This is a genomic window from Methyloversatilis sp. S146-33, from assembly GCF_059552495.1.
The window spans coordinates 172,762-198,855 of sequence record NZ_JCANOT010000038.1 but is presented as its reverse complement, the minus strand read 5'-3'; the positions used below and the strand labels follow the sequence as shown (position 1 = coordinate 198,855).

Below are 26,094 nucleotides of genomic sequence, written 5' to 3'. Positions count from 1 at the left end.
CCGCGGGCCTGTTCGGTATTGGTCTTCATGTTGGCCAGGTTGTTATAGACGTGGTCGAGGCGGTTCGATGCCGCACCCAGGTCGGCGCGTACGGAACCGACTTCGTTGATGCGCGATTCGAGCTGGCCGATCGCGGCCGTCGCGTTGGCCGACGTCAGAATTTCACCGAGCGAGGTGGCGGTGGCGTTGCCGGCGCCGGTGGCGAAGGCAGCGTCCAGGTTGGTCAGCTTGGTCACGACGTCCACCGTCATCGTTTCCGCGGCGGCGGCGCCGATCTGGAAGGTGGTGGTGGCCGCGCCCAGCGAGCCCGCGCCCTTGAGCAGCGCCTGACCGCCGAACTTGGTATTCGTCATGATGTTGCCGATTTCCGCCGCGAGCTGCTGGTACTCGGCGTTCATCGCGGTCTTGTCGTTGGTGTTCGATGCACCGTTGGCGGCTTCGGTCGCCAGGTCCTTCATGCGGAGCAGGATGTTGGTGACTTCGGTGAAGGCGCCTTCGGCGGTCTGCATCATCGAAATGCCGTTCTGCGTGTTGCGCTGGGCCACGGCCATGCCGCGGGTCTGCGCGTTGAGGCGGGTGGCGATCTGCAGACCGGCGGCGTCATCCATCGCGGAATTGACGCGGAAGCCGGTGCCCAGACGGGTCATCGAGGTCGACAGGGCTTTCTGGGTACCGCCCACCGAGTTCTGTGCGGTCAGGGCGGCGGCGTTGGTATGCAGGCTCAGCATGGAAGATCTCCGGATAGGGGGTTCTGGCTTCGGACCACCGGCGCGAGAAGATTCGCGCTTTTGATGTCCTCATCCGGACAGGGCGACGCTGGCGCGCCGGACCTTAAATCGGTGACAGGGTTCTTGTCGCCGGCAGCCGCGTACCGTCATCGTGCAGCCCCGTCAGTGCGAGCAGCACTTCGGCGGCGACGCGGAACAGCGGCAGCGGCAGGTGAGCGTGCAGTGTCGACGGGCGGGTGATGTCGAGCCCTCTCGTGCGCAGTCCGCCGGCGGGCGCGCGCAGCAGCCGGCATGACGCGAGCCGGGTGCCGGCGAGCACCAGGGCCGCCGCCAGCGCGGGCAGAATGTCGCGCACATGGGCGACCGCCCGGTCGCCATCGATGCGGAACTGCAGATGCACGCCGGCGGCAATTTGCAGCCGGACCTGCACCCTGCCCTCGCCAGGCAGTTCGATTTCGATCAGCAGAACGGCCGACGCGGCAACGGCGGCACTGTGCTTCGCATCGTCGACGTCGCCGACGAAAAGTCGGGCCCGCTGACCGTCAGTCAGATGCACAGGGAATATCCAGCGCTCGCTGCCGGGCAGAGGGAGCGGGGGCGGGGCGCCGACGCGTGCCGGTTCGCCGGGAGGTGAGGGCGTACCCGTGGCGGCGCTGTCCGCGCGCGCCAGTTCGGTCGTGATCTGCCGGAACACTCGGGTACGCAGAGCGGTGGCGAGGTCCAGCGCGCCCGGCGCGCGCCAGCGCAGATGGCGCAGCAGCAGCTGGTCCGGCTGCATCGCCGCCGACAGTTCATTGGCCGGCGCGGACGGCCGGGCGGGGAGACCGGGGGCCTCGGCGTCGACCTGAAGTTCGACCGCAGGCGAGGTGGACAGCACCCGGACGGCAAGGCGCTCCCCCGCCACCAGCGGCCGACCCAGCAGGGACAAGCCCTGCAGGCGGGACGCTACCGCGTCGTCCGCGGTGTCGACGGCCGCGCCGGCGTCCGCCGGCAGCGACGAAGGCAAACGCTCGGGAGGGCGCCGCAACGGCAATGTCAGGGCGAGACGCGGAATCCTCTCTATCGTCATGGCGAATGCTCCGGATATGAAAGAGCCAACCGTCCGGCGGGCACGGTTGGCTCGACCTGCGGTGCGCGGCCCACGGGGCCGCGCGGGCCATCAGCGTTACTGCATCAGCGACATGACGAGCTGGGACATGCTGGAGCTTTGCTTGAGCATCGAGGTGCCGGCCTGCATGAGCATCTGCTTGGAAGTCATGTTTGCGGTTTCGGAGGCGTAGTCGACGTCCATGATGCGTCCGCGGGCCTGTTCGGTATTGGTCTTCATGTTGGCCAGGTTGTTATAGACGTGGTCCAGGCGGTTCGACGCTGCACCAAGCTGGGCGCGCACACCGCCGACGTCGTTGATCCAGCCTTCGATGTCGCCGATCGCCGTCGCCGCGGTGGCCGCGGTCGTGATGTCGCCGAGCGTCGCGGCCGTGGTCAGATCGGTCACCAGCGCGGCCAGATCGGTCGATACGTCGACCGACATCGTTTCCGCGGCGGCGGCACCGATCTGGTAGGTGATGGCGCCGGCTTGCAGCGAGCCTGCGCCATTGAGCAGGGCCTGACCACCGAACTTAGTGTTGTTCAGGATGTTGCCCAGTTCGGCGCCCAGTTCCTGATACTCGGCGTCCATCGCCGTCTTGTCGTCGGTGTTCGACGCGCCATTGCGGGCTTCGGTCGCCAGATCCTTCATGCGCAGCAGGATGTTGGTGATTTCGGTGAAGGCGCCTTCGGCGGTCTGCATCATCGAAATGCCGTTTTGCGCATTGCGCTGGGCGACGGCCATGCCACGGGTCTGGGCGCTCAGTCGGGTGGCGATCTGCAGACCGGCGGCGTCGTCCATCGCGGAATTGACGCGGAAGCCGGTGCCCAGACGGGTCATCGAGGTCGACAGGGCTTTCTGGGTACCGCCCACCGAGTTCTGTGCGGTCAGGGCGGCGGCGTTGGTGTGCAGGCTCAGCATGGAAGATCTCCTGGTCTATGTCGGCGGGTGCGGATCGGGCGTCATGCGCCCTCCACCCTGACAGGCGACCGACACCGACCCGGTCTTAAATCCGCCTCACCCCTTCGCTGCCGCGTTTGCCGCGCCCTCATGTGAACTTTCTCACGTGAATTCTTCCTTGTGGCCTTTAATTGGTTATTAATCAATGGTTTGCGACGTTCATGAAGTTTGTATTTACATGTAAAGTTCTCGCCCGCGGGGTCGATACATACACGTACGGTTAAGCAGCGCATGCTGTGCCACATAACACCTGCCGGGCATCGCTGCCGGCAAGACAAACAGGTAATGCGTGTATGGGATACGAATTCGCCAGCGCGATCGGCGCCAGCAAGGCACTGATCGAAGCCGATGCCACGAACATGGTTGCGAGCGCTGCCATGCCGCTCCAGCCGGCACTCCGGTTCGGCGGTGGCGACGGCGCCGGATTTGCCGGTGCCATGCAGGACGCCGTGCAGCGCGTCGACGCGATGCAGCACGAGGCTTCGCAGCGGATGGAAGCGGTGGACAGCGGCCAGAGCGATGACCTCGTCGGCGCCATGCTGGCCAGCCAGGAAGCCAGCCTGTCCTTCTCGATGCTGATGCAGGTGCGCAACAAGGTTGTGGGGGCCGTCGAGGACCTCATCAAGCTGCCTCTCTGACTCTGACCCGGAACAGCTCACGTGATCGCAACCGTACGCGGCGGCCTGCAACGCCTGCGCGCCGGCTCCGGGGCCATGCCCTCGCTGCCGCCGGCCTTCCTCAAGAGCCTGGTTCCACTGATGGTGATCGCCGTCGCCGTGACCGCGCTCGTCCTCATGTATCTATGGCAGGACCAGGCCAGTTACAAACCGGTGTTCGGCGCCCGACAGAAAGTGGCGACGGCCGACATGATGTCGGTACTCGATGCCGAAGGCATTCCTTACCGCCTGCACCCGGAGAGCGGGCAGGTGCTGGTGCCGGACGCCCAACTCGGCCGGGTGCGCATGCTGCTCGCCGCCAAGGGCGTGGCCGCGCAACTGCCTGCGGGCCTCGAACTGATGGACCAGAACGACCCGCTGGGCGTGAGCCAGTTCGTGCAGGACGTGCGCTACCGGCGCGGCCTGGAAGGTGAGCTGGCGCAGAGCATCCTGACGCTGGACGCGGTCGATTCGGTACGCGTGCATCTGTCCATTGCCCGCTCGACCTCCTTCGTCGCCACCGACGGCGAGAAGAGCACCGCGTCGGTGGTGCTCGGCCTCAAGCCCGGCCGCACGCTGAGTCCGGAGCAGATCGCCGCCATCATCAATCTGGTGGCCGGCAGCGTGTCGACGCTGGACCCGCAGCGCGTCAGCCTGGTCGACCAGGCCGGCAACTACCTGTCGGCGCGCGTCGATCTGAGCGACGGCTTCGAGACGCACGGCGGCAACGAGGCCGCACACCGCTTCCAGAGCGAGGCGCGCGCCAATGTGCGCGATCTGCTGTCGCCGGTGCTGGGCGAGCACAACTACCGCGTCAGCGTGACCGCCGAGGTCGACAACGACCGCGTCGAGGAAACGCACGAGAAGTATGGCGAGGCGCCGCGCGTCACCAGCGAGGCGACGCGCGAGGAGCAGGACCGCAATCGCGTCGCGCTCGGTGTACCCGGTTCGCTCAGCAACCGCCCGGTCGCCGCACCGGCCGCCCAGGCGCCGGCGCAGCCGGGTGCCGCCGGAGAGCAGCCGCCGGCTGCTGCGGCTGATGCCGCTGGCGCGCGCAAGAACGCCTCGACCCGCCAGTACGCCTACGACCGCAGCATCACGCAGATCAAGCGCAGCCGCGGCCGGCTGCAGAAGCTCAATGTCGCCGTCGTGCTCAACAACGCGGCGGCGGCCGATCCGGCCAAGGGCTGGAGCGAGGCCGAGATCAGGAACATCGAACGCATCCTCGCCAATGGCCTGGGCATCAACGCTGAACGCGGCGACCAGCTGGTCGTGTCCTCGCTGAACTTCCCGGCGCAGCCGGAAGCGCCGGCCTGGTGGGCGCAGCGCGACAACATCGTCGATATGGGGTCGTGGCTGCTGTATGCCGTGGGCGGGCTGCTGGCACTGCTGTTCGTCGTGCGTCCGCTGGTGCGCTCGGCGCAGCAGCGCATCGCACCGGCCGCCACGCAGGACGACGACATTCCGGTGCGCGACGCCACGCCGGACGCTGTGCCGCCGGCCGTCGGCGCGGCGCCCGCGCTGGCGCTGGATGGCGCCGGTGCCGCGGACGGCAGCCCGGTGGTGTCGCTGCTCGAAAACTACGACCTGCCGCCGCCGGGTTCCCCGGTCGACGTGCTGGTCGAACATCTGAAGGTCCTGGCCGGCAAGGAGCCGGAGCGGGTCGCCGAAGTCGTCAAGCAATGGGTGCAGAAGAATGGCCGATCCGAACAACCCGCTGAGTAATCCCATCATCCCGTCGGGCAGCAATCTGAGCCCGCTCGAGCAGGCCGCCATCGTGCTGCTGAGCATGGGCGAGGAGCCGGCGGCCGGCGTGCTGCGCTGTCTGTCGCGCGAGGAACTGCTCGAAGTGACCGGCGTCATGTCGCGCCTGAGCGGCATCAAGGTCGAGAGCGTGCGCACCGCGATCCAGCGCTTCTTCGACGAGTACCGCGAACAGAGCGGTGTGCATGGCGCTTCGCGCGCCTATCTGAAGCGCTCGCTCGATCTGGCGCTCGGCGGCGAGATCGCCAGCAGCGTGCTGAACAGCCTCTACGGCGACGCCATCCGCCCGCTGATGGCGCGCCTGCAGTGGGCGTCGCCGAAGTGGCTGGCAGACTTCATCGCCGACGAACACGTGCGCATGCAGGCGGTGTTCCTCGCCTTCCTGCCGCCGGCGCTGGCCGGCGCCGTGATCGACGCGCTGCCAGTCGACGGGCGCGACCTGCTGCTGCTGAACGTGGCGCGGCTGAAGGAGATCGACCACGAACTGCTGGTCGAGCTGGAAGAACTGGTGAACCGCTGCCTTGCCAGCCTCGGCTCGCAGAGCGCAAGCGTCGAGGGCACGCGCCAGGCAGCCGAGATACTGAACCGTCTGTCCGGCAACAAGCAGCAGATGGTGGAACAGCTGCGCGCACGCGATCCGCAGGTGGTGTCCGAGATCGAGATGAGCATGTACGACTTCTACATCCTGTCGCGCCAGTCCGATACGGTGCTGCAGCGCCTGCTCGAAGACGTGCCGCTGGAACAGTGGGCGATCGCGCTCAAGGGTGCCGAGCCGGAAGTGCGCGACGCCATCATGCAGACCATGCCACGCCGCCAGGCGCAGAGCTTCGAGGACACGATGCGCCGCACCGGCCCGGTGCCGCTGAGCCGCATCGAACAGACCCGCCGCGAAATCATGGCCCAGGTGAAGACGCTGGTGGACGCTGGCGAGATCGAGGTGCAGCTGTTCGCCGAGGCCGTCGTCGAATGAGCGGCGTGCGCCCACACCGCTTTCCGCCGCTGGCGCAGATCGCCGCCGGCCGCGCGGACGGTCAGTCCGCCGCGCAGTACCAGCAGTCGCTGGCCGACGGATTCCGTCAGGGCATGGACGAGGGCTATCGCGTCGGCCACGAATCCGGTCATGCCGACGGGTTGGCCGAGGGGCGGGAAAGCGGCCGCCAGGAAGGCCTGCAGGCGGGGCGTGAGGAGGCGCTGCGGCAGACGCTGGCGTCGTTCGAACAACTGGCGCGGCCGCTCGACGCCATGCTCGAACGGCTGCAGAGTCTGCAGGCGGACTACCAGACCGCGCTGCGCAAGGAAGTGGTCGACCTGGTGGCGCGCGTCGCCCGTCAGGTGATCCGCTGCGAGCTGGCGCTGCAGCCGGCGCAACTGCTGTCCCTGGTCGACGAGACGCTGGCGGCGATGCCACCGACCCGTCAGGGCATCGAGGTTCACCTGAATCCGGAAGACCTGAAGCGCATTGCCGACATCGATGCGTCGCGTGCCGCGCGCTGGCATCTGGTCGCCGATCCGCGTCTGGAACTGGGCGAATGCCTGGTGAAGGCGGGCGATCACGAAGCCGACGCCGGCTGCGCGCAGCGCTTGGCCGCCTGCGTCGAACAGGTGCGCGCACAGCTGCTTGATGGCGCCGACCCGCCAGCGGCGACGATCGAAGCCCCCTTCACTGCGGAGGCCGCATGATCACCGACGTGCTGCGCCGTCTGGAAATCGGCGACGTGCCGGTGGCCACACCCACCGGTCGCCTGGTGGGTGCTTCGGGCCTGCTGCTCGAAAGCGCCGGCTGCCCGCTCTACACCGGCCAGCGCTGCCAGATCGAAACGATGGACGGTGGCTGGCTGGATGCGCAGGTCGTTGGTTTCCGCGACAAGCTGTCCTTCCTGATGCCGTTCAAGAAGCCGGTCGGCCTGACCACCGGTGCCCGCGTGCTGCCGGTGCAGGACAAGCTCGATCTGATGATTGGCCCGTCCTGGCTGGGACGCATGGTCAACGGTCTCGGTGAACCGATAGACGGCCTCGGCCGCCTCGGTGGCGAACATCCGCTCGACCCGCATCCGCCGCGGGTGCACCCGCTGAAGAAGAAGCGCGTATCCGAGCCGCTCGACGTCGGCGTGCGCGCGATCAACGGCATGCTCACGCTGGGCAAGGGCCAGCGCGTCGGCCTGATGGCCGGCAGCGGTGTCGGCAAGAGTGTGCTGCTGGGCACCATCACCCGGCAGACCGCGGTGGACGTGGTCGTCGTCGGCCTGATCGGCGAGCGCGGCCGCGAGGTACGCGAATTCGTCGAACTGTCGCTCGGCGAGGAGGGCCTGAAGAAGGCGGTCGTCGTCATCGCGCCGGCCGACGAATCGCCGCTGATGCGACTGATGGCGACCGAACTGTGCCATTCCATCGCCGCCCATTTCCGCGACCAGGGCAAGGACGTGCTGCTGCTGGTCGACTCGCTCACCCGCTACGCGATGGCGCGGCGCGAAGTGGCGCTGGCACTGGGCGAACCGCCGGCCACGCGCGGCTATCCGCCGTCAGTGTTCTCGCTGCTGCCGCAGCTGGTGGAGAGCGCCGGCAACGGCGAGAACCCGATCGGCAGCATGAGCGCGATCTACACCGTGCTGGCCGAGGGCGACGACCAGCAGGATCCGGTGGTCGACACCGCCCGCGCCATCCTCGACGGTCACATCGTGCTGACGCGCGAACTGGCCGAACGCGGCCACTACCCGGCGATCGACATCGCCGCGTCGATCAGTCGCTGCATGGCGCTGGTGGTCGACAAGGCACATCTCAATGCCGCACGCAGGGTGAAGGAAATGGCCTCGCGCCATGCGCAGGTGCGCGATCTGATCCCGCTCGGCGCCTATGTTGCCGGCGCCGATCCGCAGACCGATCACGCGGTGTCGCTCTATCCGGACATCGAGGCCTATCTGCGCCAGGGCGTGGCCGAAGCCGCGCCGATGGCGCAGTGCGTGGCGCGCATCCAGGAGCTGGCGGCATGACGACGAAGACATCCATCCGCACGCTGGCGAGACTGGTGGACGTGCGCGAGCGCGAGGTGGACCGCCTGCAGGCCGACATGGCCGGCAAGCTGGCATTGCGCCAGCGCTATCTGGGCAATATCGAACGGCTGCAGTCGCTGTGCGACGGCGTGCCGCAGACCGGCTCGCTGCACCCGCTGCTGTCGATGAACAGTGCCGGCTACAAGCAGTCGGTGGCCGACATGGTGGTGGTTCACCGGCAGGAACTGGCCGCCCACGAAATCGAGATCGATCTGGCGCGGCGCGAACTGGCGCTGGTTTCACGACGCTGCGAAGTGCTCGACCAGGTGCTGCTGCGCCAGCGCAGCATGGTCGCGCACGGTGCGCGTGTCAGCGAACAGAAGCGGCAGGACGACATCGCCGTCCAGGTGTGGGGGCGTGCGCCGTGAGCGTCCGTTCCGCATCGATTTCAGTTTTTGTTCACGCCGGTCGCCTTGAACGGTGGACGCGTCCGCTAACCGTTCACAGGAGCCAGACATGAGCACTTTCGATCCCGTCACCACCGCCTCGCAGCTTGCGACCGCCTACATCAGCGCGTCGCAGACCCAGGTCGACACGCAGAGCAAGAAAGCGCAGGCCACGACGTCGGCGCTGACCAAGCTGCAAAGTGCGCTGCAGGCCTTCGACAGCGCCTTGTCGACGCTGTCGTCGAAGAAGGGCGTCACGCAGAACACCGCCACGCTGAGCAGCACCGGCGTCGGCACGGCGAGCGCTTCGCCCGGGGCGGTGGCGGGCGAGTATCCGCTGTTCGTCGAGCAGGTCGCCAGCGCCCACCAAGTGGTGTTCACCGATCTGCCGGCGGTGCCGGTGCCGATGAGCGGCATGCTCAGCATCAACCTCGCCGGCGGTGCAACCATCGGTGTCGATTTCTCCGGCGCCGACATGGACGCCGACGGCACGCTGTCGCAGACCGAGATGGCGCGCGCCATCAACCAGGCCAGCGGCAACCAGGGCAAGGTCACGGCGATGGTGATGACCGCCGGCGGCCAGACGCAGCTGGTGCTGTCGTCGACCGAAACAGGTGCCGACGGCCAGATCACGCTGGACACCAGCGGCCTGCCCGCCGGCGCATTCAAGGATTCGCTCGACAACGGCAGCGAACTGACGGCGGCGCGCGATGCCGTCGTGTGGCTGGGCGCGCAGGGTACCGGCGTGCGTCTGCAGCAGGCGTCGAACACCTTCACCGCCATTCAGGGCGTGACGATGACCTTCACCCGCGCGATGACGGCGGGCGAGACGCCGCTGACGCTGAAGGTGGCGGGCGACAGCGGCGGCACCGCGGCCAATGTGCAGAGCTTCATCGATGCCTTCAACAAGCTGAAGACCAGCCTGGACGAGCTGACCAGCACCGGCGATGCCGAAAGCGGCGTCGCGGCGGCGGCTTTTGCTTCCGACTCCGGCATACGGTCGTTGCGCAATCGGCTCGACAGCGTGGTCCGCCAGGAGGTCGGCGGCTTGCGCCTGATGGATTTCGGCGTCAGCGCCGACCGCAACGGCAGGCTGTCCCTTGACTCGACCAAGCTGGACAAAGCGATCGCCGCCAATCCGGACGCCATCGACACCCTGTTCGGCAGCGCCAGCACGACCTCGGGCAGCGGGCTGCTCGGTGGCTTCGCCAGCTATATGGACGTCTGGCTCGACTCCGCCGGCGGCCAGATCCAGCGCCGCAAGGACACCGTGCAGAGCCAGCAGAAGGCGCTCACCACGCGCCAGACCCGTATCGACCTGCAGTACGACAACGCTTACCAGCGCTATCTCGTGCAGTTCACGCAACTGCAGTCGCTGCAGTCGCAGATGGGGCAGACCACCAGCATGTTCGACGCGCTGTTCGCGAGCTCGTCGGCCAGCTGAGGACTGCCTGTCCGCCAACGAAACCGGAAACCCATGCCTTGAACTACGACGCCTACCAGAGCTACCACGCCGTCAATCTGAATGCGCAGACGGCGCGCGCGACCCCGGTGCAGCTCGTGCTGATCCTGATGGACGGCCTGCTCGAGGAGATCGCGCGCGCACGCGCCCACATCGAAGCCGGGCGCTACGAACAGAAGGCGCTCAGCCTCGACCGCTGCGTCGACATGCTGAACGGCCTGGCCAGTTCGCTCGATCCGGACAGCGGCGGCGACGTCGTGGCCAATCTGGACTGGCTGTACGACTACTGCGCGTGGCGCCTGAGTGAAGGCGGCATCAAGCTCGACACCGCACCGCTGGACGAGGTGAGCGGCTTGCTCGGCACCTTGCGCCGCGGTTGGGTCGGACTGGCGGACGGACATGACTGACCGGCATACCTTCGCCCGCATCGCCCGCCGGCTCGAAGTGGCCGCGCTGAGTGATGACTGGGCCACGCTGGCGGCCGCTGACCGTGAGCTGGCCACCGTGCTGCAGGACGTCGCCGACCGACGCGATCTGTCTCTGGCAGATCGCGATGCGCTGCTTGCATTGCGCAAGGCACACGACGGCGCGCTTGCACGCTGCGTCGAAGCGGGCGAACGCCTCGGCGAACGGCTGTCCGAACTGGGCGCCGGGCGTGACGGCTGGATGGCCTACGCATACGACCTCGAACTTTCCGGTAGCCACTCATGACGCAAAACATCCTCACCCTGGGCAGTGCGGCGCCGGCAACGCTGCCGACGTCGGCACCGGCGCTGCCTGCGCCGTCGGCCGGCCTTTTGCTGACGTCGGCCACGAGTGCACCGCAGGCCTTCGTCGATCTGTTCCGCGCGCTCGGTCTAGCGTCGCCGGACGTCGTCGTCGGCGAAGCATCGACGCAGCGGACCGACACCGATATGCCAGGTGCGGATCGCACTGCCTTTGATGCCCGCCTGCCGTCGCAGTCACCGCTGCCGGCCGCGCTGCATGCGAGCAGTGGCGTCGCCGAACACGACGTGGGGGCCGACGAAGTGCAGTCGGGCGAAGCCCCGGCATTGCCTGCCTCTGCGCTGGCGGTGCTGCTTCCGTTGCCGTCGCAGCCGCTGCAAGCCGACTCTGCCGCCGCAGCGGGCCGCGCGCTCGCACCGGTGGTGCCTGCCGGCGGCGCTGCCGCTGTGCTGCCGTCGCTGCCGACCGAGGGAGCGCGCGCTGACGTCGTCGAGACCGTACAGCCGGCGCTGCAGTCGGCACATGGTCTGCAAGCGGCGGTCCTGCCATCGGCACCGGCGTCAGCCGAGACCGTACTGAAGCTCGCGCCGGCCTCAACGCAGAGCTGGCAGCAGCCGCTGACCGATGCATTGGGCGAACGCCTGCAACTGCAGACCGTGCAGCATGGCGAGCGAGCGGTGATCCGCCTCGACCCGCCGACGCTCGGCCGCATCGAGATCATCGTGCAGCAGGACGTGGGAGGTGCGCTGCAGGTGCATCTGAGCGCCAGCAACGGCGAGGTGCTGCGACAGCTCCACGCCATCGGCGACAGCCTGCGCGCCGATCTTGGCCAGCGCCATGCGCAGGGTGACGTCACCGTGGTGGTCGCCGAATCCGGTCGCGATGCCAACGGCCGCGACGCCGACGGCCGCTCACGCTCGGGACAACAACAGCAGGGCAGGGACGACGAGAACCCGGGTGACGCACTGGCCGAAGCACAGGCCGGGGCCGGGATGTCGCGCTTCGCCCTGGCGACGGACGGGAGCTGAATCCGATGAAGAAGGCGATCATTTTCGCGGTGGTCGGCGTCGTGCTGGCGGCGGCCGGCGGCGGCGCGGTCTGGTGGTTCGGCATGAAGGACGCCGGCGGCGCCGATGCTCAGGCTGCAGTGCCGAAGGAGGCCGTGCCGCAGAAGTACGTGAGCCTCGACAAGGTGGTCGTCATGCTGCGACGCGCGCCGGAGGAGAACGTGACGCGCTACATGTCGATGGACCTGGTGTTCACCACGGCGATCGAGAAGGAGAAGGACACCAAGGAGCACCTGCCGCTGCTGCGCAGCATCGCGGTGCGCGCGCTGGCGTCGATGACCGCGCAGCAGGTCAGCGCGATGACCATCGACGAGTTGGCGGCCGAGGTCAATCGTGCTTTCACGGAAGACTACGACAAGGCGCATCGCAGCAAGCCCTTCGTCGAGGCAATGGTCGGCAAGCTGATCGTTGAATGACATGGACATGCATTCGGACTACGCCGAGGTGAGCAGCGCGGCGGCGCGCACGCTGGACGCCGCCGAGGAGCAGCGCTGGCTGGTGGAGTACGCGCCGCTGGTCAAGCGCATCGTGCGCCAGCTGCTGTCCCAGGTGTCCGGAGCGATGGACCGCGAGGACATGGAACAGATCGGCCTGCTCGGCCTGCTCGAATCGCTGCGCCGCTACGGCACACCCGATCAGGGTTTTGCCGGCTACGCGGCGCTGCGCGTGCGGGGCGCCATCCTCGATGAACTGCGGCGGCAGGACTGGCGGCCGCGCACCGTGCGCCAGGACAGCCACCGCACCCGCGACGCGGTGCGTGCGCTGACCCGTCAGCTCGGACGCGAGCCGACCGAGGCGGAAGCGTGCGCCGCGCTTGGCATTGCGGCCGACGCCTTCCAGGCGCACCTGCTGGCGGAGAACGCCGAAACCATCGCCAGCTTCGACGAACTGGTCGGCCAGATGCACGAGATGGCGGCGGCCGGCCAGTCGCCGGAAGAGCAGCTGATGACCCGGCGCAGCCTGGCCCAGGCGCTGACCCGGCTGGACGAGCGCGAACAGCGCGTGATCCAGCTCTATTACGAATTCGAACTCAGCTACCGCGAGATCGCGGCGGTGCTGGACCTGACCGAGGCGCGCATCTGCCAGATCAACAAGGGCGCGCTCAGGAAAATGAAGGCATTCCTCGGCTGACCGCCGGGGAGAACGAAGAGGAAACGAATCATGCAGTCCATCGTAGGCGTCGCCATCATCCTGATCAGCGTGTTCGGCGGCTTCATGCTGCATGGCGGGAAGCTCGCAGTGATCTGGGAGCCGATCGAACTGATCATCATCGTCGGCGCCGCCGCCGGCGCCATCGTGCTCGGCAACCCCGGTCACGTGCTGAAGGAGATGTGGCTGCAGCTGCGCAAGGTGATGCTGCGGCGCAAGCAGGGCGAGGAGTTCCAGCGCCAGCTGCTGCTGCTGATGTATGAACTGCTGCAGACCGCGGCCGGCGGTCTGAAGGCGCTGGACGCCCACGTCGAGGCGCCGCAGGAGAGCGAAATGTTCCGCCGCTATCCGCTGATACTCGAAGAACCCAAGCTGCTGCACTTCATCGTCGACAACTTCCGGCTGATGGCGATGGGCAAGATCAACGCGCACGAGCTGGAGGGTGTACTCGAACAGGAGATCGAGGCGATCCACGAGGAAATGTCGCAACCGGCGCGCTCGCTCGGCAAGATCGGCGAGGCGATGCCGGGCTTCGGCATCCTGGCCGCGGTGCTCGGCATCGTGATGACGATGAATGTCGTGGCCGACGGCGCCGGTACCGGCGAGATCGCGGTGCGCGTCGGTTCGGCCATGGTCGGCACCTTCATCGGCATCTTCTTCTGCTACGGCGTGCTCGACCCGATCAGCAACATGATGAAGCAGCTGGTCGGCGAGGAACTGCAGGCACTGGAGTCGGTGAAGGTGGTGCTGGTCACCCACGTATCGGGCAAGCCGCCGCTGCTGGCGATCGACGCCGGACGTCGTCTGGTGCAGCTGAACATCAAGCCCAGCTTCGCCCGCCTCGAAAGCTGGATCAACGCGATGCAGGGCGCGGGCGATCCGGATGCCACGCCGCGCCGCCGCGCCGGAGACAAACGTGTCGAAGCCTGACGCGCACGGCGCAACCGTCGTCAAGCGCGTGTCCGGAAAGGGACACGAGGAGTCGCATGGCGGCTCGTGGAAAGTGGCTTTCGCCGATTTCTGCCTGGCCTTGCTCTGCCTCTTCCTGGTGCTGTGGCTGCTCGCGTCGCGCGAGCAGGAATCGCTGGAGCAGGTGCTGCGCGCGTCCGACAGCAGCCGCATCGACGAGGGCAGCGGCCTGATGGCGCAATCGCTCGGCGGTCCGCGCGGCAGCCTGATCGAGCGCGAGCCGATGCCGCCGCGCGAAGGCATGTCGGCGCCGGGTGAAAGTGCGGCGCGCGGCGAAACCGCACCGGCGGACGGGCCGCGCACCGCGCGCGTACGCTACGAATCCGTTGCCGATATGGAAGCGCTGGCCCGCGTGATGAAGAAGATGAGCGCGGACGCCGGTCTCGAAGGCAATCTGCAGTCGGTGGTTACACCTTATGGCCTGCGCGTGATGCTGCACGACACCGACCAGCAGGGCATGTTCGACCGCGGCAGCTCCTTCGCCACCGAGCGCTTCCGCAAGCTGCTGCGTTCGCTGGGGCCGCTGTTCGCGCAGATGGAGAACCAGATGCTGATCGTCGGTCACACCGATTCGGTGCAGTATGCGAATCGCGATCACGCGGCGTTCTCGAACTGGACGCTGTCGAGCAACCGTGCGCTGACGGCCCGCTCGCAGTTGCTGGCTGGCGGCATGCCGACCGGCAGCGTGCTGCAGGTGGTCGGCATGGCGGATCGCGCGCCTTTGAATACCGAAGATGCGACGGCCGGCGTGAACCGGCGCATCGAACTGTTGATACTCACCAGCAGGCAGGCCGAACTGGTGGCGGCGATGTACGGTCTGCCGAACGAGCGGCTGCCCTTTGCCGAAGGCGCGCACGCGGCCATGCCGGACCGGGATGCGCTGGAGCAGCTGCGAACGCAGCTGGTGGCGCCGTCGGCCGGCACCGGCCGCTGAATCGCGCGGACAGGTGAGCTTGAATGCGAACACGATCGAGAGGACATCAGATGAGAATCACAGGCAGCGGTGCAGCCGGCGTCAACGCGCCAGGTTCGGTCAGCGGTAACGGGCCGGCGGAGGCGCCGCAAGCGGTCGCGCCGGCGTCGCCCGCGAAGTTGCAGTCGTCGACGCTGCAGCCGGCGATGGAGGCGATGCGCGCACTGCCGGAAATCGATCAGGCGCGCATCGATGCGTTGCGCGAGGCGCTGGCGCGCGGCGAGGTGCCCTTCGACGCGGACAAGCTGGCCGGCCTGATCGAACGCTTCCACGGCAGCAAGGGATGAAGCGCGGCGAGGCCATCGCCCGCCTGCTGCGCGACGTGCTCAGCGACGTGGCGGACTACGGCGCGCTGCGCCTGCTGCTCGACAGCCAGTTCGATGCCGCGCTGCGTCACGACGCGACGGCGCTGCGCTTGCTGGCGGCCCGCATCACCGATGCGGTGCAGGTACTCGATGCCAGGCGCCGGCTGCGCGCCCGTCTGGTGGCCGGCCTGTACGGAACGGAGGGGCGCATGGAACATGTGTTCGCCGAACTGCCGGAGGACAACCGTGAACGCTGTCGCGCGATGTGGACCGGGCTGCAGGCACGGGTCGCCGACTGCAAGCGCCTCAATGCGCGCAACTGCCTGCTGATGACCGACCAGTACGAAATCATGCAGCGTGTGCTGCACGGCGAGGACCAGACCTATGCTCCGGCCTGAACCGGCGCGGCCGTTGGCGCCCAATGTCGAACCGACCCGTCCGGCGGCGCCAGTCGGGGTCGCCGGTCAGTTTGCGCCGCTGTTCGGCGAAGTGTCGGCCGAGGTCGACCGCTTCATCCGCCAGGGGTCGGCCGGTGCTGCCGACAGCATGGGCAGCACGGCCACACTCAGTCCGGAAGCCCAGCTGCTGCGCAACGCGACGCGCACCGCGGCCGCGGACACGTCGGCGGACGAGGCCGGGCGGCGCGATTTCGTCGCCGGCATCCGCCCGTGGGCGGCCGAGGCGGCGCGCCGTCTTGGCGTCACTGCCGAGGCGGTGATCGCGCACGCGGCGCTCGAGTCCGGTTGGGGACAGAAGCCGCTGCGCGCGGCCGACGGCACCGACAGCCACAACCTGTTCGGCATCAAGGCGGGCGGCGCATGGCGCGGCGCCACCCTGGAGGCGCGCACGACCGAACATCTGGACGGCGCCGACGTGTCGGTCAGTGCGTCCTTCCGCAGCTACGCCGACGGCGCTGGCGCCTTCCGCGACTACGCACGCCTGCTGCTCGACAACCCGCGCTACACCGGCGCGCTGAATGCAGGCGACAACGTGCAGGCCTTCGCCGACGGGCTGGTGCAAGGGGGCTACGCGACCGATCCGGCCTATGCCGACAAGCTGGTGCGGCTGGCCGGACAGATCCGCACGCGAGGCTACTGAGCGGCGCGCGTGACCGGCTCGACGTCGCCCGCGCCGGTGACGCGTGCGCGCAGAACGTTGCCGGACGACAGGTTGCGCACGCGCACCATGTCGCCGATGCCGCCCGCATCAAGCGCTTCGCCGGCCACTTGGACTTCGATGCCTTCGTTGCGCGCGACGATGCGTACCGCGTCGCCGCGCTTGACCAGCAGCGCGGCCGCCAGCTGGCGCTTGCGCAACAGGTCGCCGGCGCGCAGCGGACGGCGTCCGGTCATGCCGATCACCTCCAATGGATCGGCGAAGAAATCGGCGACCGCAGTCACGTCGCGCGCGTCGACGTCGATGTCGGCGTCGCCGATCGGATGTCCGGGCGCGATATCGGTCGCCGCGACGACCACGTCGGCGACGATGCGGGCGCGTGCCTGCACCTTGCGCGTCCAGCCGCCGTCGCTGGCGCAGCGCGCGGCATAGCGCAGGTGCGACGGTGATCTGACGTCCAGCGCCGCGACCTCGATGCGTCCGGCGCAGGGCGGAGGCGGCTTGTAGGGCGGCTGCACGGTCACGCTGATGCGTGCGTCGGTCAGCCCCATGCGCTCGGCCTGCTGCTCGAGCTGAAGCCGGGCGGCTGCCTCAACCTGGCCGACGATCTGTGCGGTGCTGTCCGCCTGCGCGGCGGCGGGCAGGCAGGACAGTGCGACGACCACGGCGAGTGCGTGACGCATGCTGTTCGGATGAGTTTTTCGGTGCATCGGGGTCTCCTGTGGCCGGTGAAGGTAACAGCAATGCGGGCGTGAGAAATATCCGCATCCGGGGCCTCAAGTTCGCCGGCGGATTGTCGATGGTGTCCCTGAACTATACGCATACGCTTAATAAACGCCGACAGGATGAACGGCGGTGTCGCATCGTCGCGACGCCACCGGTCACCTCGTCAGCGATCCAGACAGGAGCCGACATGGGTATCGATTTCGGGAAGGCGCTCGGCGTGCATGGCCAGGCCCTGCAACTGCGTGCCGAGCGCACGCGGGTGATCGCAGAGAACATCGCCAACCAGAACACGCCGGGCTATCAGGCGCGCGACGTCGACTTCGCGTCCAGCCTGCGGCAGGCGATGGCGGGCGAGGCCGGCGGCCTGTCGCTCGACAGCGAGGGCGGCGAAACGCTCTATCGCGTGCCCTATCACGCGGCGCAGGACGGCAACACGGTCGAGCTCGGCGTCGAGCAGGCCGCCTTCTCGCAGAACACCTCGGATTTCCAGATCAGCCTCACCTTCGCCAACATGAAACTCAAGGGGCTGGCGAAAGCCATCGCCGGACAATAGCCATGTCATTCCGCGACATCACCCAGATCGCCGGCTCGGCCATGGCGGCCCAGACCGTGCGCCTCAACACCATCTCCAGCAACCTCGCCAACGCGCATTCGGCGTCCGGGTCGGAAGAGACCGCCTACCGCGCACGCAAGCCGGTGTTCGCCACGCTGCTCGGCGGCGAGGACGTCGGCGGCGCGCCGGCGGTGGCCGGTCGCGTGCAGGTGCTCGACGTGGTCGAGAGCACCGAGCCGCTGCGTTCGGTGTATGAGCCGGACAACCCGCTGGCCGACGAAGACGGCATGGTGTTCTACACCAATGTGAATTCGGTGGCCGAGATGACCGACATGATGTCGGCGTCGCGTGCCTTTGAAACCAATGTGGAGGTGCTCGGTCGCGTCAAGTCGATGCAGCAGGCCCTTCTGAAACTCGGAGAAGGGTGAGGCCATGCAGACCAGTCAGGTAGTAGGCGGCAGCCAGGGCAGCGCGTCCGACGCGGTGCAGGCGGCGAACGGCGAACAGGGTTCGCCGACCGAACTGTTCACCAAGCTGCTGGTGGCGCAGATCCGCAACCAGAATCCGCTGGAGCCGACCGACCCGAGCGACTTCGTCAATCAGCTCACGCAGCTCAGCCAGGTCGAGTCGCTGCAGGCACTTGCCCAGCAGACCGGCGCCAACGCGTCGGTGCTGTCCAGCCTGCAGGTGCTGGCGCTCGGCGCGCAGGTCGGTTCGGAAATCATGGTGAATACCGACACCGTCGAGGTCGGCAGCGAGCCGGTCAGCGGCGCTTTCACGCTGACGTCGTCGAGCGCGCGCACGACACTCGTGCTGAGCGGCCCGGACGGCGTCGAGCGCCGCATCGAGCTGGGCACCCGGGCGGCCGGCGAAGTGCCGTTCGAGATCGATCCTGCCGCGCTTGGCCTGCCGCCCGGTGCGCACACGCTGCGCGTCGAGACGGAAACAGGCGAGACGCCGGCCACCGAGATTGCCGGCCGGCTGCTCAGCGTGCGCATGGCCGGCAGCGGCAACGTCGCGCTCAACGTCGCCGGCCTGGGCGAGGTGTCGCCGGCCTACATCACACGTTTCAACGGCCGTCCGGCCACGTCGGTCAACTGAAAGAGAGGATACGGTCCATGAGTTATGAAATCGCGCTGTCCGGCATCAATGCGATCAACACCCAGCTCGAAACCATCAGCAACAACATCGCCAACACCGGCACCTATGGCTTCAAGTCCAGCCGCGCCAACTTCGCCGCGATGTATGCCGGCACCCAACCGACCGGCGTCGAGGTGGCTTCGCTGACGCAGAGCATAGACATCGGCGGTGGTGTGCTCACCACCGGTCGCGGCCTCGATGCGGCCATCCAGGGCCGCGGCTTCTTCGTGACGCGCGATACCGCCGGCGCCTCGCTGTTCAGCCGCGTCGGCATCTTCTCGACCGACAAGGACGGCTTCGTCGTCGACACCTTCGGCCGCCGCCTGCAGGGCTACGAAATGCAGTCCGGCAGCACCACGCTGGGCGCCATGGGCGACCTCAAGGTGCCCGCCGGCCAGGTGCCCGCCAAGCCGAGCGACACGCTGCAGTACGTCGGCAACATGTCGGCCGACTGGGCTGCACCGGCGGCCGCGCCTTTCGATCCGGCCAATCCGCTCACCTTCAACAGTTCGCAGGTCGCGGTCGTGTATGACTCGCTGGGCGGCAAGCACAGCGTCGGCCAGTACTTCGTCAAGACCGGCACCAATCAGATCACCGCCCACTACACCTTCGACGGCGCGGCACAGCCGACGACGACGGTGATGGACTTCAACACCAGCGGTGCGCTGGTCACGCCGGCCGCACCGGTCGCGCTGGCGCTCGGTACGCCGGCGGGTGCGGCCGCGCTGAGCGTGGATATCGACTACACCGGCACCACGCAGTTCGGCGGCGACGCCACCGTGCGGGTCAACGCCGCCAACGGCTACGCGTCCGGCACGATGATCGGCGTGCAGATCGCCGAAGACGGCTCGGTCATCGCGCAGTACAGCAACAACGTGAAGGAGCCGGTCGGCCGCATCGCGCTGGCGGTGTTCCCGGACGAGGCCTCGCTGACCCCGGTCAGCGACACCAGCTGGACCAGTTCGTCGCTGTCCGGCGATCCGCTTTATTTCACGCCCGGCACCGGCATGGCCGGCGCGCTGACCGGTGGCGCGCTGGAGCAGTCGAACGTCGACATGACCTCGGAACTGGTGAGCCTGATGTCGGCGCAGCGCAACTACCAGGCCAACAGCAAGGTGATCTCGACGCAGACCGAAATGATGCAGTCGCTGATGCAGGCGCTGTAACAGAGACCCGCCATGGATGCGCTGATCTATACCGCGATGAGCGGCGCCGAGCGCGCGCTGCATGCGCAGCAGGTGCGCGCCAACAACCTCGCCAACGCGGACACGCCCGGCTTTCGTGCCGATCTCGAAATGTCGGTCAGCGAGGCGGTGCAGGGCTACGGTTACGACGCCCGCCACCTCGGCCGGCTGCGCGCGGACTCGGTGTCCAACCGCCAGGGCACGCTGAAGCAGACGGACCGCGACCTCGACGTCGCCATTTCCGGTGACGGCTATCTCGCCGTGCAGTGGGGCGACGGCGAGGCCTATACGCGGGCCGGCGCGCTCACCGTCGATGCCGAAGGCACGCTGACCGTGAACGGCCGCGCGGTGATGGGCGAGGGCGGCCCCATCGTGCTGCCGCCGTACTCGCAACTGGCCATCGGCGAGGACGGCACGATTTCCATCCGTCCGCCCGGCCAGCCGCTGATGCAGCCACTGGAACGCCTGAAGCTGGTGCGCCCCGATCCGGCAACGGTGATCAAGAACGAGGCCGGCCAGCTGGTGAGCCGCGGTCAGGACGAGTTGCCGGCCGACCCGACGGTGCGTGTGCGCGCCGGTTTTCTCGAAGGCAGCAATGTGTCCGCCGTCGAGGAAATGGTGGCGACCATGACGCTGAACCGCGAATTCGAACTGCAGATGAAGCTGTACAAGGCCGCCGATTCGATGGCCGAGACGGGCAACCGCCTGATCCGCGAATGACGAACGGCAGCACTGCCGACACAGGAGAAACGACATGAATCCCGCAATGTGGATCAGCAAGACCGGCGTGCAGGCGCAGGACGCGAAGCTGCAGGCCATCGCCAACAACCTGGCCAACGTGAACACGGTGGGCTTCAAGCGCGACCGCGTGCTGTTCGAGGATCTGTTCTATCAGATCGAACGCGAACCGGGCGCGCAGCGCGACGACAATACGGTGAGCCCGGGCGGCGTGCAGCTCGGTACCGGTACCCGCCTGGTCGCCACGCAGAAGGTGTTTACCACCGGCAATCTGCAGACCACCGGCCAGTCGCTGGACGTCGCCATCTCCGGCATCGGCTTCCTGCAGGTGCAGCGCCCGAACGGCGACATCGCCTACACCCGTGCCGGCCAGCTGCAGAAGAACGCCGAAGGCCTGCTGGTGACCGCGCAGGGCCTGCCCATCATTCCGGAAATCAACATCCCGCAGAACGCCACCGCGATCACGATAGGCGAGAACGGCATGGTGTCGGTCACCGTGCCGGGTCAGGCCGCACCGCAGGAAGTCGGCCAGCTCACGCTGGTGAGCTTCGTCAATCCGGCCGGTCTGCTGGCGATGGGCGACAACCTCTATCAGGAGACGGCCGCCAGCGGCGTGCCGACCGAAGGCAACCCGGGCGAGGAAGGTCTGGGCAAGCTCAAGCAGGGCGCGCTCGAAGGGTCCAACGTGCAGGTGGTCGAGGAAATGGTGGACATGATCGCCGCCCAGCGCACCTATGAAATGAACACCAAGGTGCTGTCGGCCGCCGACAACATGATGCAGTACCTCGCCCAGGCCGTTCGCTGATGCGCCATCCGGCCCGCCTCATCGCGCTGCTCGTGCCGCTATGCCTCACCGCCTGCGCAAGCCTCGAGCACAAGGCGCCGCCGCTGGCGGAGACCGACCGCCTGCCGCCGCCGGTACAGCCGCCGCTGGCGGGAGCGGGCGGCGGCGTGTTCCAGCCGGCATCGGCGTGGTCGCTCACCTCGGACAGCCGCGCCTTCCGCACCGGCGACGTGGTCACCGTGGTGCTGCAGGAAACGACGCAGGCGAGCAAGGCGGCCGGTACCACCTTCGGCAAGGAGAGCGGTGTCGCGATGCAGCCGACGGTGATCGCCGGCAAGCGCTTCAAGACCGATGTCAGCGTCGATGCGCAGTCCGATTTCAAGGGCAACTCGACCAGTTCGCAGCAGAACCGGCTGCAGGGCTCGATCACCGTCATCGTGCACGAGGTGCTCCCGAACGGCCTGCTGCGCGTCAGCGGCGAGAAGACGCTGTACCTGAACCAGGGCGACGAGACCGTGCGCCTTCAGGGCTATGTGCGTGCGTCCGACATCAGTTCGGACAACACCGTGTCCTCGCAGCGCGTGGCAAATGCCCGCATTTCCTATTCCGGCGAAGGCGTGCTGGCGGACGCCAACAGCCCGGGCTGGCTGCTGCGCTTCTTCGTCGGCGCGCTGATGCCCTTCTGAGGATGAAACGATGATCTTCCGCCGGACGCTTGCCGTCCTGTCCTGCCTCGTGGCCGGCGCTGCATTCGCTGCGCCGAAGGCCGCGACGAATGCCCGTGCTGCGGCAGTACCCGCTGCACCCGCAACCCAGCCGCTGCGCAATCTGGTCAGTGTCGAAGGCGTACGCGAGAACCAGCTGATCGGCTTCGGCCTGGTCGTCGGCCTGCATGGCACCGGCGACAGTACGCAGGTCAAGTCGGCCGGGCAGTCGGTGTCCAACCTGCTCAAGCAGTTCGGTCTCAAGCTGCCGGAGGGTACGCAGAGCCGCAGCAAGAACGTGGCCACCGTGATGGTCAGCGCGGTGTTCCCGCCGGGCTATCGCAAGGGGCAGAGCATCGACGTCACGGTGTCCTCGCTCGGCGACTCGAAGAGTCTGCGCGGCGGCACGCTGCTGCTGACCCAGCTGCGCGCGGCCGACGGCGAAATCTATGCGCTGGCCCAGGGCAATCTGGTGGTCGGCGGCCTCAGCGCGAGCGGCCGCAGCGGATCCAGCGTGACCGTCAATACGCCGACCTCCGGACGCATTCCGAACGGTGCAACGGTGGAACGGGAAATCATGACCGATTTCGATGTGCGACCGACCGTGCTGCTGAGCCTGAAGCGCCCTCATTTCCAGACGGCGACCAATATCGTCGGTGCGATCAACGGCCGTTTCGGCGAGGTGGCGTCGACGCGCGATGCCACCGCGATCGAAGTCGTGGCACCGGCCGATCCGACGCAGCGGGTCGCCTTCGTCGCCCAGCTCGAAGCGCTACCCGTGGTGGTCGGCGAGATGACGCCGCGCGTCGTGTTCAATTCGCGCACCGGTACCGTCGTCATCGCCGAGGGGGTGACCGTGCGTCCGGCCGCGGTGTCGCATGGTTCGCTGAAGGTGATCATTTCCGAGAGCTCGAACGTGAGCCAGCCGGCACCGCTGAGCCGCGGCGAGACGGCGGTCACGCCGCGTTCCAAGGTCGAGGTGGAGCAGGGCGACGGACGCATGTTCAACTGGCCGGCCGGTGCCAAGCTGCAGACCATCATCGACACCGTGAACAGCATCGGCGCGACGCCGGACGACATCATGGCCATCCTGCAGGCGCTGGACCAGGCTGGCGCCATCGATGGCGAACTGATCGTGATCTGAGCATGAACATCCACGACATCGCATCGTCCGCAGCGCCAGTCCAGACGGAGGCGCAGACCGTGCCGGTCGCACCGCAGGTCGATCCCGCCTTGCTGAAGCAGGCGACCGAAGCGGCCGTCAAGTTCGAGAGCTTCTTCATCAGCGAGACGTTGCGCCAGATGCGCCGCAGCACGCGCGAAATGGCCGGCGAGGACAGCATTTTCAAGGACCGCGTGAACGAGGACATGCTGGACCTCGCCGACGGTCTGGTTGCCGACGCGATGGCTTCGCAGCGCGCTTTCGGCATTGCCGACATGCTGCTGCGCCAGTTGCTGCCGCAGCCGGCGCCGGTCGCGTTTAATGCGCCGGCGCCCATGGTCGCCTCCAGTAAAGGGGAGCACGCGGAAAGCGCTCCCGGCCACGCAACGACCCGGGATATCCGATGAGCCTGATCAACAACGCATTGACCGGAACGCTGGCGGCGCAGGCCGCGCTCAGCGCCACCGGCCAGAACATCGCCAATGTGATGACACCCGGCTACACCCGGCAGGCCGCCGTGCTGGCTTCGGTGCAGCCGATGCAGAGCGGCGCGCTGTCCGCCGGCAGCGGCGTGGCGGTGTCGTCGCTGCAACGTTTCAGCGACGACTACAAGAACCTGCAGATGTGGCAGGCGGCGTCGGAGCTGTCGAACCGCTCGACCCGGCAACCCTATCTCGACCAGCTCGAACAGGTGATGGGGGACGACGCGTCCGGCATCAACAACGGTCTGGACGCTTTCTTCAGCGCGCTGAATGCGGCCAGCGTGGAGCCGAGCTCGGTGCCGCTTCGCGCGCAGGTGATCACCGCGGCGGACGCGCTGGCCCAGCGCTTCAACAACCTGACCACGGTGCTCGCCAACCAGCGCGCCTCGATCGCGCAGCAGCGCACGACGCTGGTGTCGCAGATCAATTCGAGCACCGCACTGATCGCCGACCTGAACAAGCGCATTTCGCTGGCCGAAGCGGCCGGCGTGAATGCTTCCGGTCTGATGGACGCGCGCGACCAGGCGATCGACGGGCTGGCCGGCATGGTGTCGATCCAGGTCGTGAATCATCCGGATGGTTCGCGCAATGTGTCGCTGAAGAGCGGGCAGCCGCTGGTGGTGGGCACCACGGCCTCACGCCTCGAAGTGCAGGACACGCCGGCCGGCACCCAGGCGCTGACGCTGAAGTTCGCCAGCGAGGTATTCGCCGTGCGCGACGAAGGTCTGGGCGGGCAGCTCGGCGGACTGGCCGATTTCGAGTACGGCACGCTGATTCCGCTGCGCCAGTCGATCGGCGACATCGCTTCCGAAATTTCCACGCTGATGAACGCCCAGCTCGGCGCCGGCTACACGCTGGGCGGCGCCGCGGGCGGCCCGCTGTTCGTCTATGACGCGTCGAGTTCGACCTCGATGCTGTCGGTCGCGGCCGGCGTGCTGCCGCAGGACCTGGGTTTCTCGTCCGACCCGACCAAGCCCGGCAACAGCGACAACCTGCTGGCGATGATCGCGCTGCGCAACCAGCCCATCACCGTGACCTCGCTCGGCACGGTACGGGTCGGCGACGCCAATACGCAGCTGATCGGCAAGCTGGGCATGGACAGCCAGCAGAACCAGGCTTCGCTGACCACGGCGACCACGGTGCGCAACCAGGCCGAAGAGAGCTGGAAGTCCACCAGCGGCGTGAACAACGACGAAGAGGCGGTGAACCTGATCCAGTTCCAGCAAATGTATCAGGCCAATATGAAAGTGATCACCGTCGCCAACGAGCTGTTCGACAGCACGCTGGCGATGATGGGTTGAGGAGACGGACATGCGGGTCGCCAGCACACAGTTCCACGCCACCATGAACACCGCCCTGCAGGACGCGAACACGCGACTGGAGGGCATCCTGCAGCAGATGTCGAACGGCCTTCGGGTGCAGAAGCCGTCGGACGACCCGATCGCCAGCGTGCGCATCGCCCGGCTGACGCGCGAGGAGGCGGCACTCGACCAGTATCTGGAGAACATCGGCGCGCTGCGCAGCCGACTGGGGCAGAACGAGGAACTGCTGGACGGCATGAGCCGCGACGTCATGCAGGCACGCGACCTGATGGTGTGGGCGGCCGACGGCACCAATACCTCGCAGGACCTGCAGGCGATGAGCACCTCGCTGATCGCGCTGCGCGACAGCCTGATGTACTCGGCGAACAGCATCGACCAGGAGGGGCGCTACCTGTTTTCGGGTACGGCAACCGCCACCGCACCGATCGCCTTCAATGGCGCGGCGGCGGTCGGTACGCGCTACAGCTTTGCCGGCAACACCGATCCGCAGCGCGTGGTGGTCGGCAACGGCGTGACGCAGGACGCGAACGTGCATCTGCAGGAGATGGCCGATGTGCTGAACCGGCTCGATCTGGCCATCGACGCGCTGCAGGTACCGGGTGCGACGGCCAACGATCCGGCGGTGCGCGCGGTACTGGTGGGCACGCTGAACGGACTCGATACCGGGCTGGACGCGGTCAGCGCGAAGATCGCCCGCCTTGGCGGTGCGCAGACGACGCTGGAAACGCTGGAAACCAATCACGCCAACGTGAGCCTGTCGAACAAGCAGGCGATGATCACGCTCGGTCAGCTCGACTACGGCGACGCGGCGGTCAAGCTCAATGGCTACACCACCGCGGTGCAGGCGACGCAGAAGGCCTATGCCAAGGTCAGCGCGCTGTCGCTGTTCGACACGATCTGATCT

32 protein-coding genes are annotated in these 26,094 nt (G+C 67.5%); 28 read left to right on the top strand and 4 right to left on the bottom strand.

From position 1 onward, the window contains the following. The 3 genes from AC51BJ_RS16655 to AC51BJ_RS16645 form a co-directional block, all read right to left on the bottom strand. The coding region (locus AC51BJ_RS16655; RefSeq protein ID WP_496280977.1) for a flagellin N-terminal helical domain-containing protein at positions 1-728 on the bottom strand (728 nt) is incomplete at its 3' end. Between the two features lie 103 nt (positions 729-831). After that, entirely contained in the window at positions 832-1,761 is a 930-nt protein-coding gene (locus AC51BJ_RS16650; RefSeq protein WP_496280976.1) for a hypothetical protein, read from the bottom strand. A 132-nt stretch (positions 1,762-1,893) separates the two neighbouring features. Beyond that, positions 1,894-2,736: a flagellin N-terminal helical domain-containing protein gene (locus AC51BJ_RS16645; RefSeq protein ID WP_496280975.1), complete on the bottom strand. Its 843-nt coding sequence runs from the start codon at positions 2,734-2,736 to the stop codon at positions 1,894-1,896. 332 nt (positions 2,737-3,068) lie between these two features. Between AC51BJ_RS16645 and fliE the strand changes: the two genes are divergently transcribed. The 17 genes from fliE to flgJ all read left to right on the top strand — a co-directional run bounded on the left by fliE (position 3,069) and on the right by flgJ (position 16,377). Then, positions 3,069-3,413 (top strand): flagellar hook-basal body complex protein FliE, encoded by a 345-nt coding sequence (gene fliE, locus AC51BJ_RS16640; RefSeq protein WP_430433421.1) that lies wholly within the window; start codon positions 3,069-3,071, stop codon positions 3,411-3,413. 21 nt (positions 3,414-3,434) lie between these two features. Beyond that, entirely contained in the window at positions 3,435-5,156 is a 1,722-nt protein-coding gene (gene fliF / locus AC51BJ_RS16635; RefSeq protein WP_496280974.1) for a flagellar basal-body MS-ring/collar protein FliF, read from the top strand. Beyond that, a complete protein-coding gene (locus AC51BJ_RS16630) occupies positions 5,128-6,165 on the top strand; it encodes a flagellar motor switch protein FliG (protein ID WP_304000993.1) in 1,038 nt (345 codons plus the stop codon). Before fliF ends, AC51BJ_RS16630 begins: the two co-directional genes overlap by 29 nt. Beyond that, positions 6,162-6,875 carry a flagellar assembly protein FliH gene (fliH, locus tag AC51BJ_RS16625; protein ID WP_496280973.1) on the top strand — a complete coding sequence of 238 codons (714 nt, stop codon included), beginning with the start codon at positions 6,162-6,164 and terminating at the stop codon, positions 6,873-6,875. The genes AC51BJ_RS16630 and fliH overlap by 4 nt, the downstream gene beginning before the upstream one ends. Next, positions 6,872-8,182: a flagellar protein export ATPase FliI gene (gene fliI / locus AC51BJ_RS16620; RefSeq protein ID WP_496280972.1), complete on the top strand. Its 1,311-nt coding sequence runs from the start codon at positions 6,872-6,874 to the stop codon at positions 8,180-8,182. The genes fliH and fliI overlap by 4 nt, the downstream gene beginning before the upstream one ends. Next, positions 8,179-8,610, top strand: a complete 432-nt coding sequence (locus tag AC51BJ_RS16615; RefSeq protein ID WP_430433425.1) for a flagellar FliJ family protein — start codon at positions 8,179-8,181, stop codon at positions 8,608-8,610. Before fliI ends, AC51BJ_RS16615 begins: the two co-directional genes overlap by 4 nt. An 88-nt stretch (positions 8,611-8,698) precedes the next feature. Continuing rightward, complete coding sequence (gene fliD / locus AC51BJ_RS16610) at positions 8,699-10,072, top strand: flagellar filament capping protein FliD (protein WP_496280971.1); 1,374 nt, start codon at positions 8,699-8,701, stop codon at positions 10,070-10,072. Between the two features lie 38 nt (positions 10,073-10,110). Further along, complete coding sequence (fliS, locus tag AC51BJ_RS16605; protein ID WP_304003135.1) at positions 10,111-10,497, top strand: flagellar export chaperone FliS; 387 nt, start codon at positions 10,111-10,113, stop codon at positions 10,495-10,497. After that, positions 10,490-10,801: a hypothetical protein gene (locus AC51BJ_RS16600; RefSeq protein ID WP_430433428.1), complete on the top strand. Its 312-nt coding sequence runs from the start codon at positions 10,490-10,492 to the stop codon at positions 10,799-10,801. Before fliS ends, AC51BJ_RS16600 begins: the two co-directional genes overlap by 8 nt. Beyond that, positions 10,798-11,844, top strand: coding sequence for a flagellar hook-length control protein FliK (locus AC51BJ_RS16595; protein WP_496280970.1), 1,047 nt, complete (start codon positions 10,798-10,800; stop codon positions 11,842-11,844). Before AC51BJ_RS16600 ends, AC51BJ_RS16595 begins: the two co-directional genes overlap by 4 nt. A gap of 5 nt (positions 11,845-11,849) precedes the next feature. Further along, on the top strand, positions 11,850-12,299 hold the full coding sequence (locus AC51BJ_RS16590) for a flagellar basal body-associated FliL family protein (protein ID WP_304003132.1): 450 nt from the start codon (positions 11,850-11,852) through the stop codon (positions 12,297-12,299). A gap of 1 nt (position 12,300) precedes the next feature. Continuing rightward, complete coding sequence (locus AC51BJ_RS16585; protein ID WP_019918823.1) at positions 12,301-13,014, top strand: FliA/WhiG family RNA polymerase sigma factor; 714 nt, start codon at positions 12,301-12,303, stop codon at positions 13,012-13,014. A gap of 30 nt (positions 13,015-13,044) precedes the next feature. After that, complete coding sequence (gene motA / locus AC51BJ_RS16580) at positions 13,045-13,962, top strand: flagellar motor stator protein MotA (protein ID WP_019918822.1); 918 nt, start codon at positions 13,045-13,047, stop codon at positions 13,960-13,962. Then, positions 13,949-14,935 (top strand): flagellar motor protein MotB, encoded by a 987-nt coding sequence (locus AC51BJ_RS16575; RefSeq protein WP_496280969.1) that lies wholly within the window; start codon positions 13,949-13,951, stop codon positions 14,933-14,935. Before motA ends, AC51BJ_RS16575 begins: the two co-directional genes overlap by 14 nt. Positions 14,936-14,985: 50 nt before the next feature. Then, on the top strand, positions 14,986-15,261 hold the full coding sequence (gene flgM, locus AC51BJ_RS16570) for a flagellar biosynthesis anti-sigma factor FlgM (protein ID WP_496280968.1): 276 nt from the start codon (positions 14,986-14,988) through the stop codon (positions 15,259-15,261). Continuing rightward, positions 15,258-15,677, top strand: coding sequence for a flagellar export chaperone FlgN (flgN, locus tag AC51BJ_RS16565; protein ID WP_496280967.1), 420 nt, complete (start codon positions 15,258-15,260; stop codon positions 15,675-15,677). Before flgM ends, flgN begins: the two co-directional genes overlap by 4 nt. Next, entirely contained in the window at positions 15,664-16,377 is a 714-nt protein-coding gene (flgJ, locus tag AC51BJ_RS16560; RefSeq protein WP_496280966.1) for a flagellar assembly peptidoglycan hydrolase FlgJ, read from the top strand. The genes flgN and flgJ overlap by 14 nt, the downstream gene beginning before the upstream one ends. Here flgJ and flgA read toward each other — a convergent pair. Further along, positions 16,371-17,105, bottom strand: coding sequence for a flagellar basal body P-ring formation chaperone FlgA (flgA, locus tag AC51BJ_RS16555; protein ID WP_496280965.1), 735 nt, complete (start codon positions 17,103-17,105; stop codon positions 16,371-16,373). The two genes, flgJ and flgA, sit on opposite strands and share 7 nt — an antisense overlap. Positions 17,106-17,308: 203 nt before the next feature. Here flgA and flgB point away from each other — a divergent pair, with 203 nt between their 5' ends. From flgB to flgL, 11 genes are read left to right on the top strand one after another with little or no spacing between them, the layout of a single operon-like run. Further along, the gene (gene flgB, locus AC51BJ_RS16550) at positions 17,309-17,674 is read left to right on the top strand and encodes a flagellar basal body rod protein FlgB (protein WP_425762439.1); all 366 of its coding nucleotides are present in this window, start codon (positions 17,309-17,311) and stop codon (positions 17,672-17,674) included. 2 nt (positions 17,675-17,676) lie between these two features. Then, positions 17,677-18,102, top strand: coding sequence for a flagellar basal body rod protein FlgC (gene flgC / locus AC51BJ_RS16545; protein WP_019918815.1), 426 nt, complete (start codon positions 17,677-17,679; stop codon positions 18,100-18,102). Between the two features lie 4 nt (positions 18,103-18,106). Next, on the top strand, positions 18,107-18,775 hold the full coding sequence (locus AC51BJ_RS16540) for a flagellar hook capping FlgD N-terminal domain-containing protein (RefSeq protein WP_496280964.1): 669 nt from the start codon (positions 18,107-18,109) through the stop codon (positions 18,773-18,775). A 17-nt stretch (positions 18,776-18,792) separates the two neighbouring features. Continuing rightward, the gene (locus AC51BJ_RS16535) at positions 18,793-19,980 is read left to right on the top strand and encodes a flagellar hook protein FlgE (RefSeq protein WP_496280963.1); all 1,188 of its coding nucleotides are present in this window, start codon (positions 18,793-18,795) and stop codon (positions 19,978-19,980) included. Between the two features lie 12 nt (positions 19,981-19,992). After that, a complete protein-coding gene (locus AC51BJ_RS16530) occupies positions 19,993-20,718 on the top strand; it encodes a flagellar basal body rod protein FlgF (protein ID WP_496280962.1) in 726 nt (241 codons plus the stop codon). A gap of 46 nt (positions 20,719-20,764) precedes the next feature. Then, positions 20,765-21,541: a flagellar basal-body rod protein FlgG gene (gene flgG, locus AC51BJ_RS16525; protein ID WP_019918811.1), complete on the top strand. Its 777-nt coding sequence runs from the start codon at positions 20,765-20,767 to the stop codon at positions 21,539-21,541. After that, positions 21,541-22,206 carry a flagellar basal body L-ring protein FlgH gene (gene flgH / locus AC51BJ_RS16520; protein WP_496280961.1) on the top strand — a complete coding sequence of 222 codons (666 nt, stop codon included), beginning with the start codon at positions 21,541-21,543 and terminating at the stop codon, positions 22,204-22,206. The genes flgG and flgH overlap by 1 nt, the downstream gene beginning before the upstream one ends. Positions 22,207-22,216: 10 nt before the next feature. Next, positions 22,217-23,368: a flagellar basal body P-ring protein FlgI gene (locus tag AC51BJ_RS16515; RefSeq protein WP_496280960.1), complete on the top strand. Its 1,152-nt coding sequence runs from the start codon at positions 22,217-22,219 to the stop codon at positions 23,366-23,368. 2 nt (positions 23,369-23,370) lie between these two features. Next, positions 23,371-23,793 carry a rod-binding protein gene (locus tag AC51BJ_RS16510; RefSeq protein ID WP_496280959.1) on the top strand — a complete coding sequence of 141 codons (423 nt, stop codon included), beginning with the start codon at positions 23,371-23,373 and terminating at the stop codon, positions 23,791-23,793. Continuing rightward, on the top strand, positions 23,790-25,169 hold the full coding sequence (flgK, locus tag AC51BJ_RS16505; protein ID WP_430433443.1) for a flagellar hook-associated protein FlgK: 1,380 nt from the start codon (positions 23,790-23,792) through the stop codon (positions 25,167-25,169). Before AC51BJ_RS16510 ends, flgK begins: the two co-directional genes overlap by 4 nt. Positions 25,170-25,179: 10 nt before the next feature. Continuing rightward, positions 25,180-26,091, top strand: a complete 912-nt coding sequence (gene flgL, locus AC51BJ_RS16500; RefSeq protein ID WP_496280958.1) for a flagellar hook-associated protein FlgL — start codon at positions 25,180-25,182, stop codon at positions 26,089-26,091. Positions 26,092-26,094 lie beyond the last annotated feature (3 nt).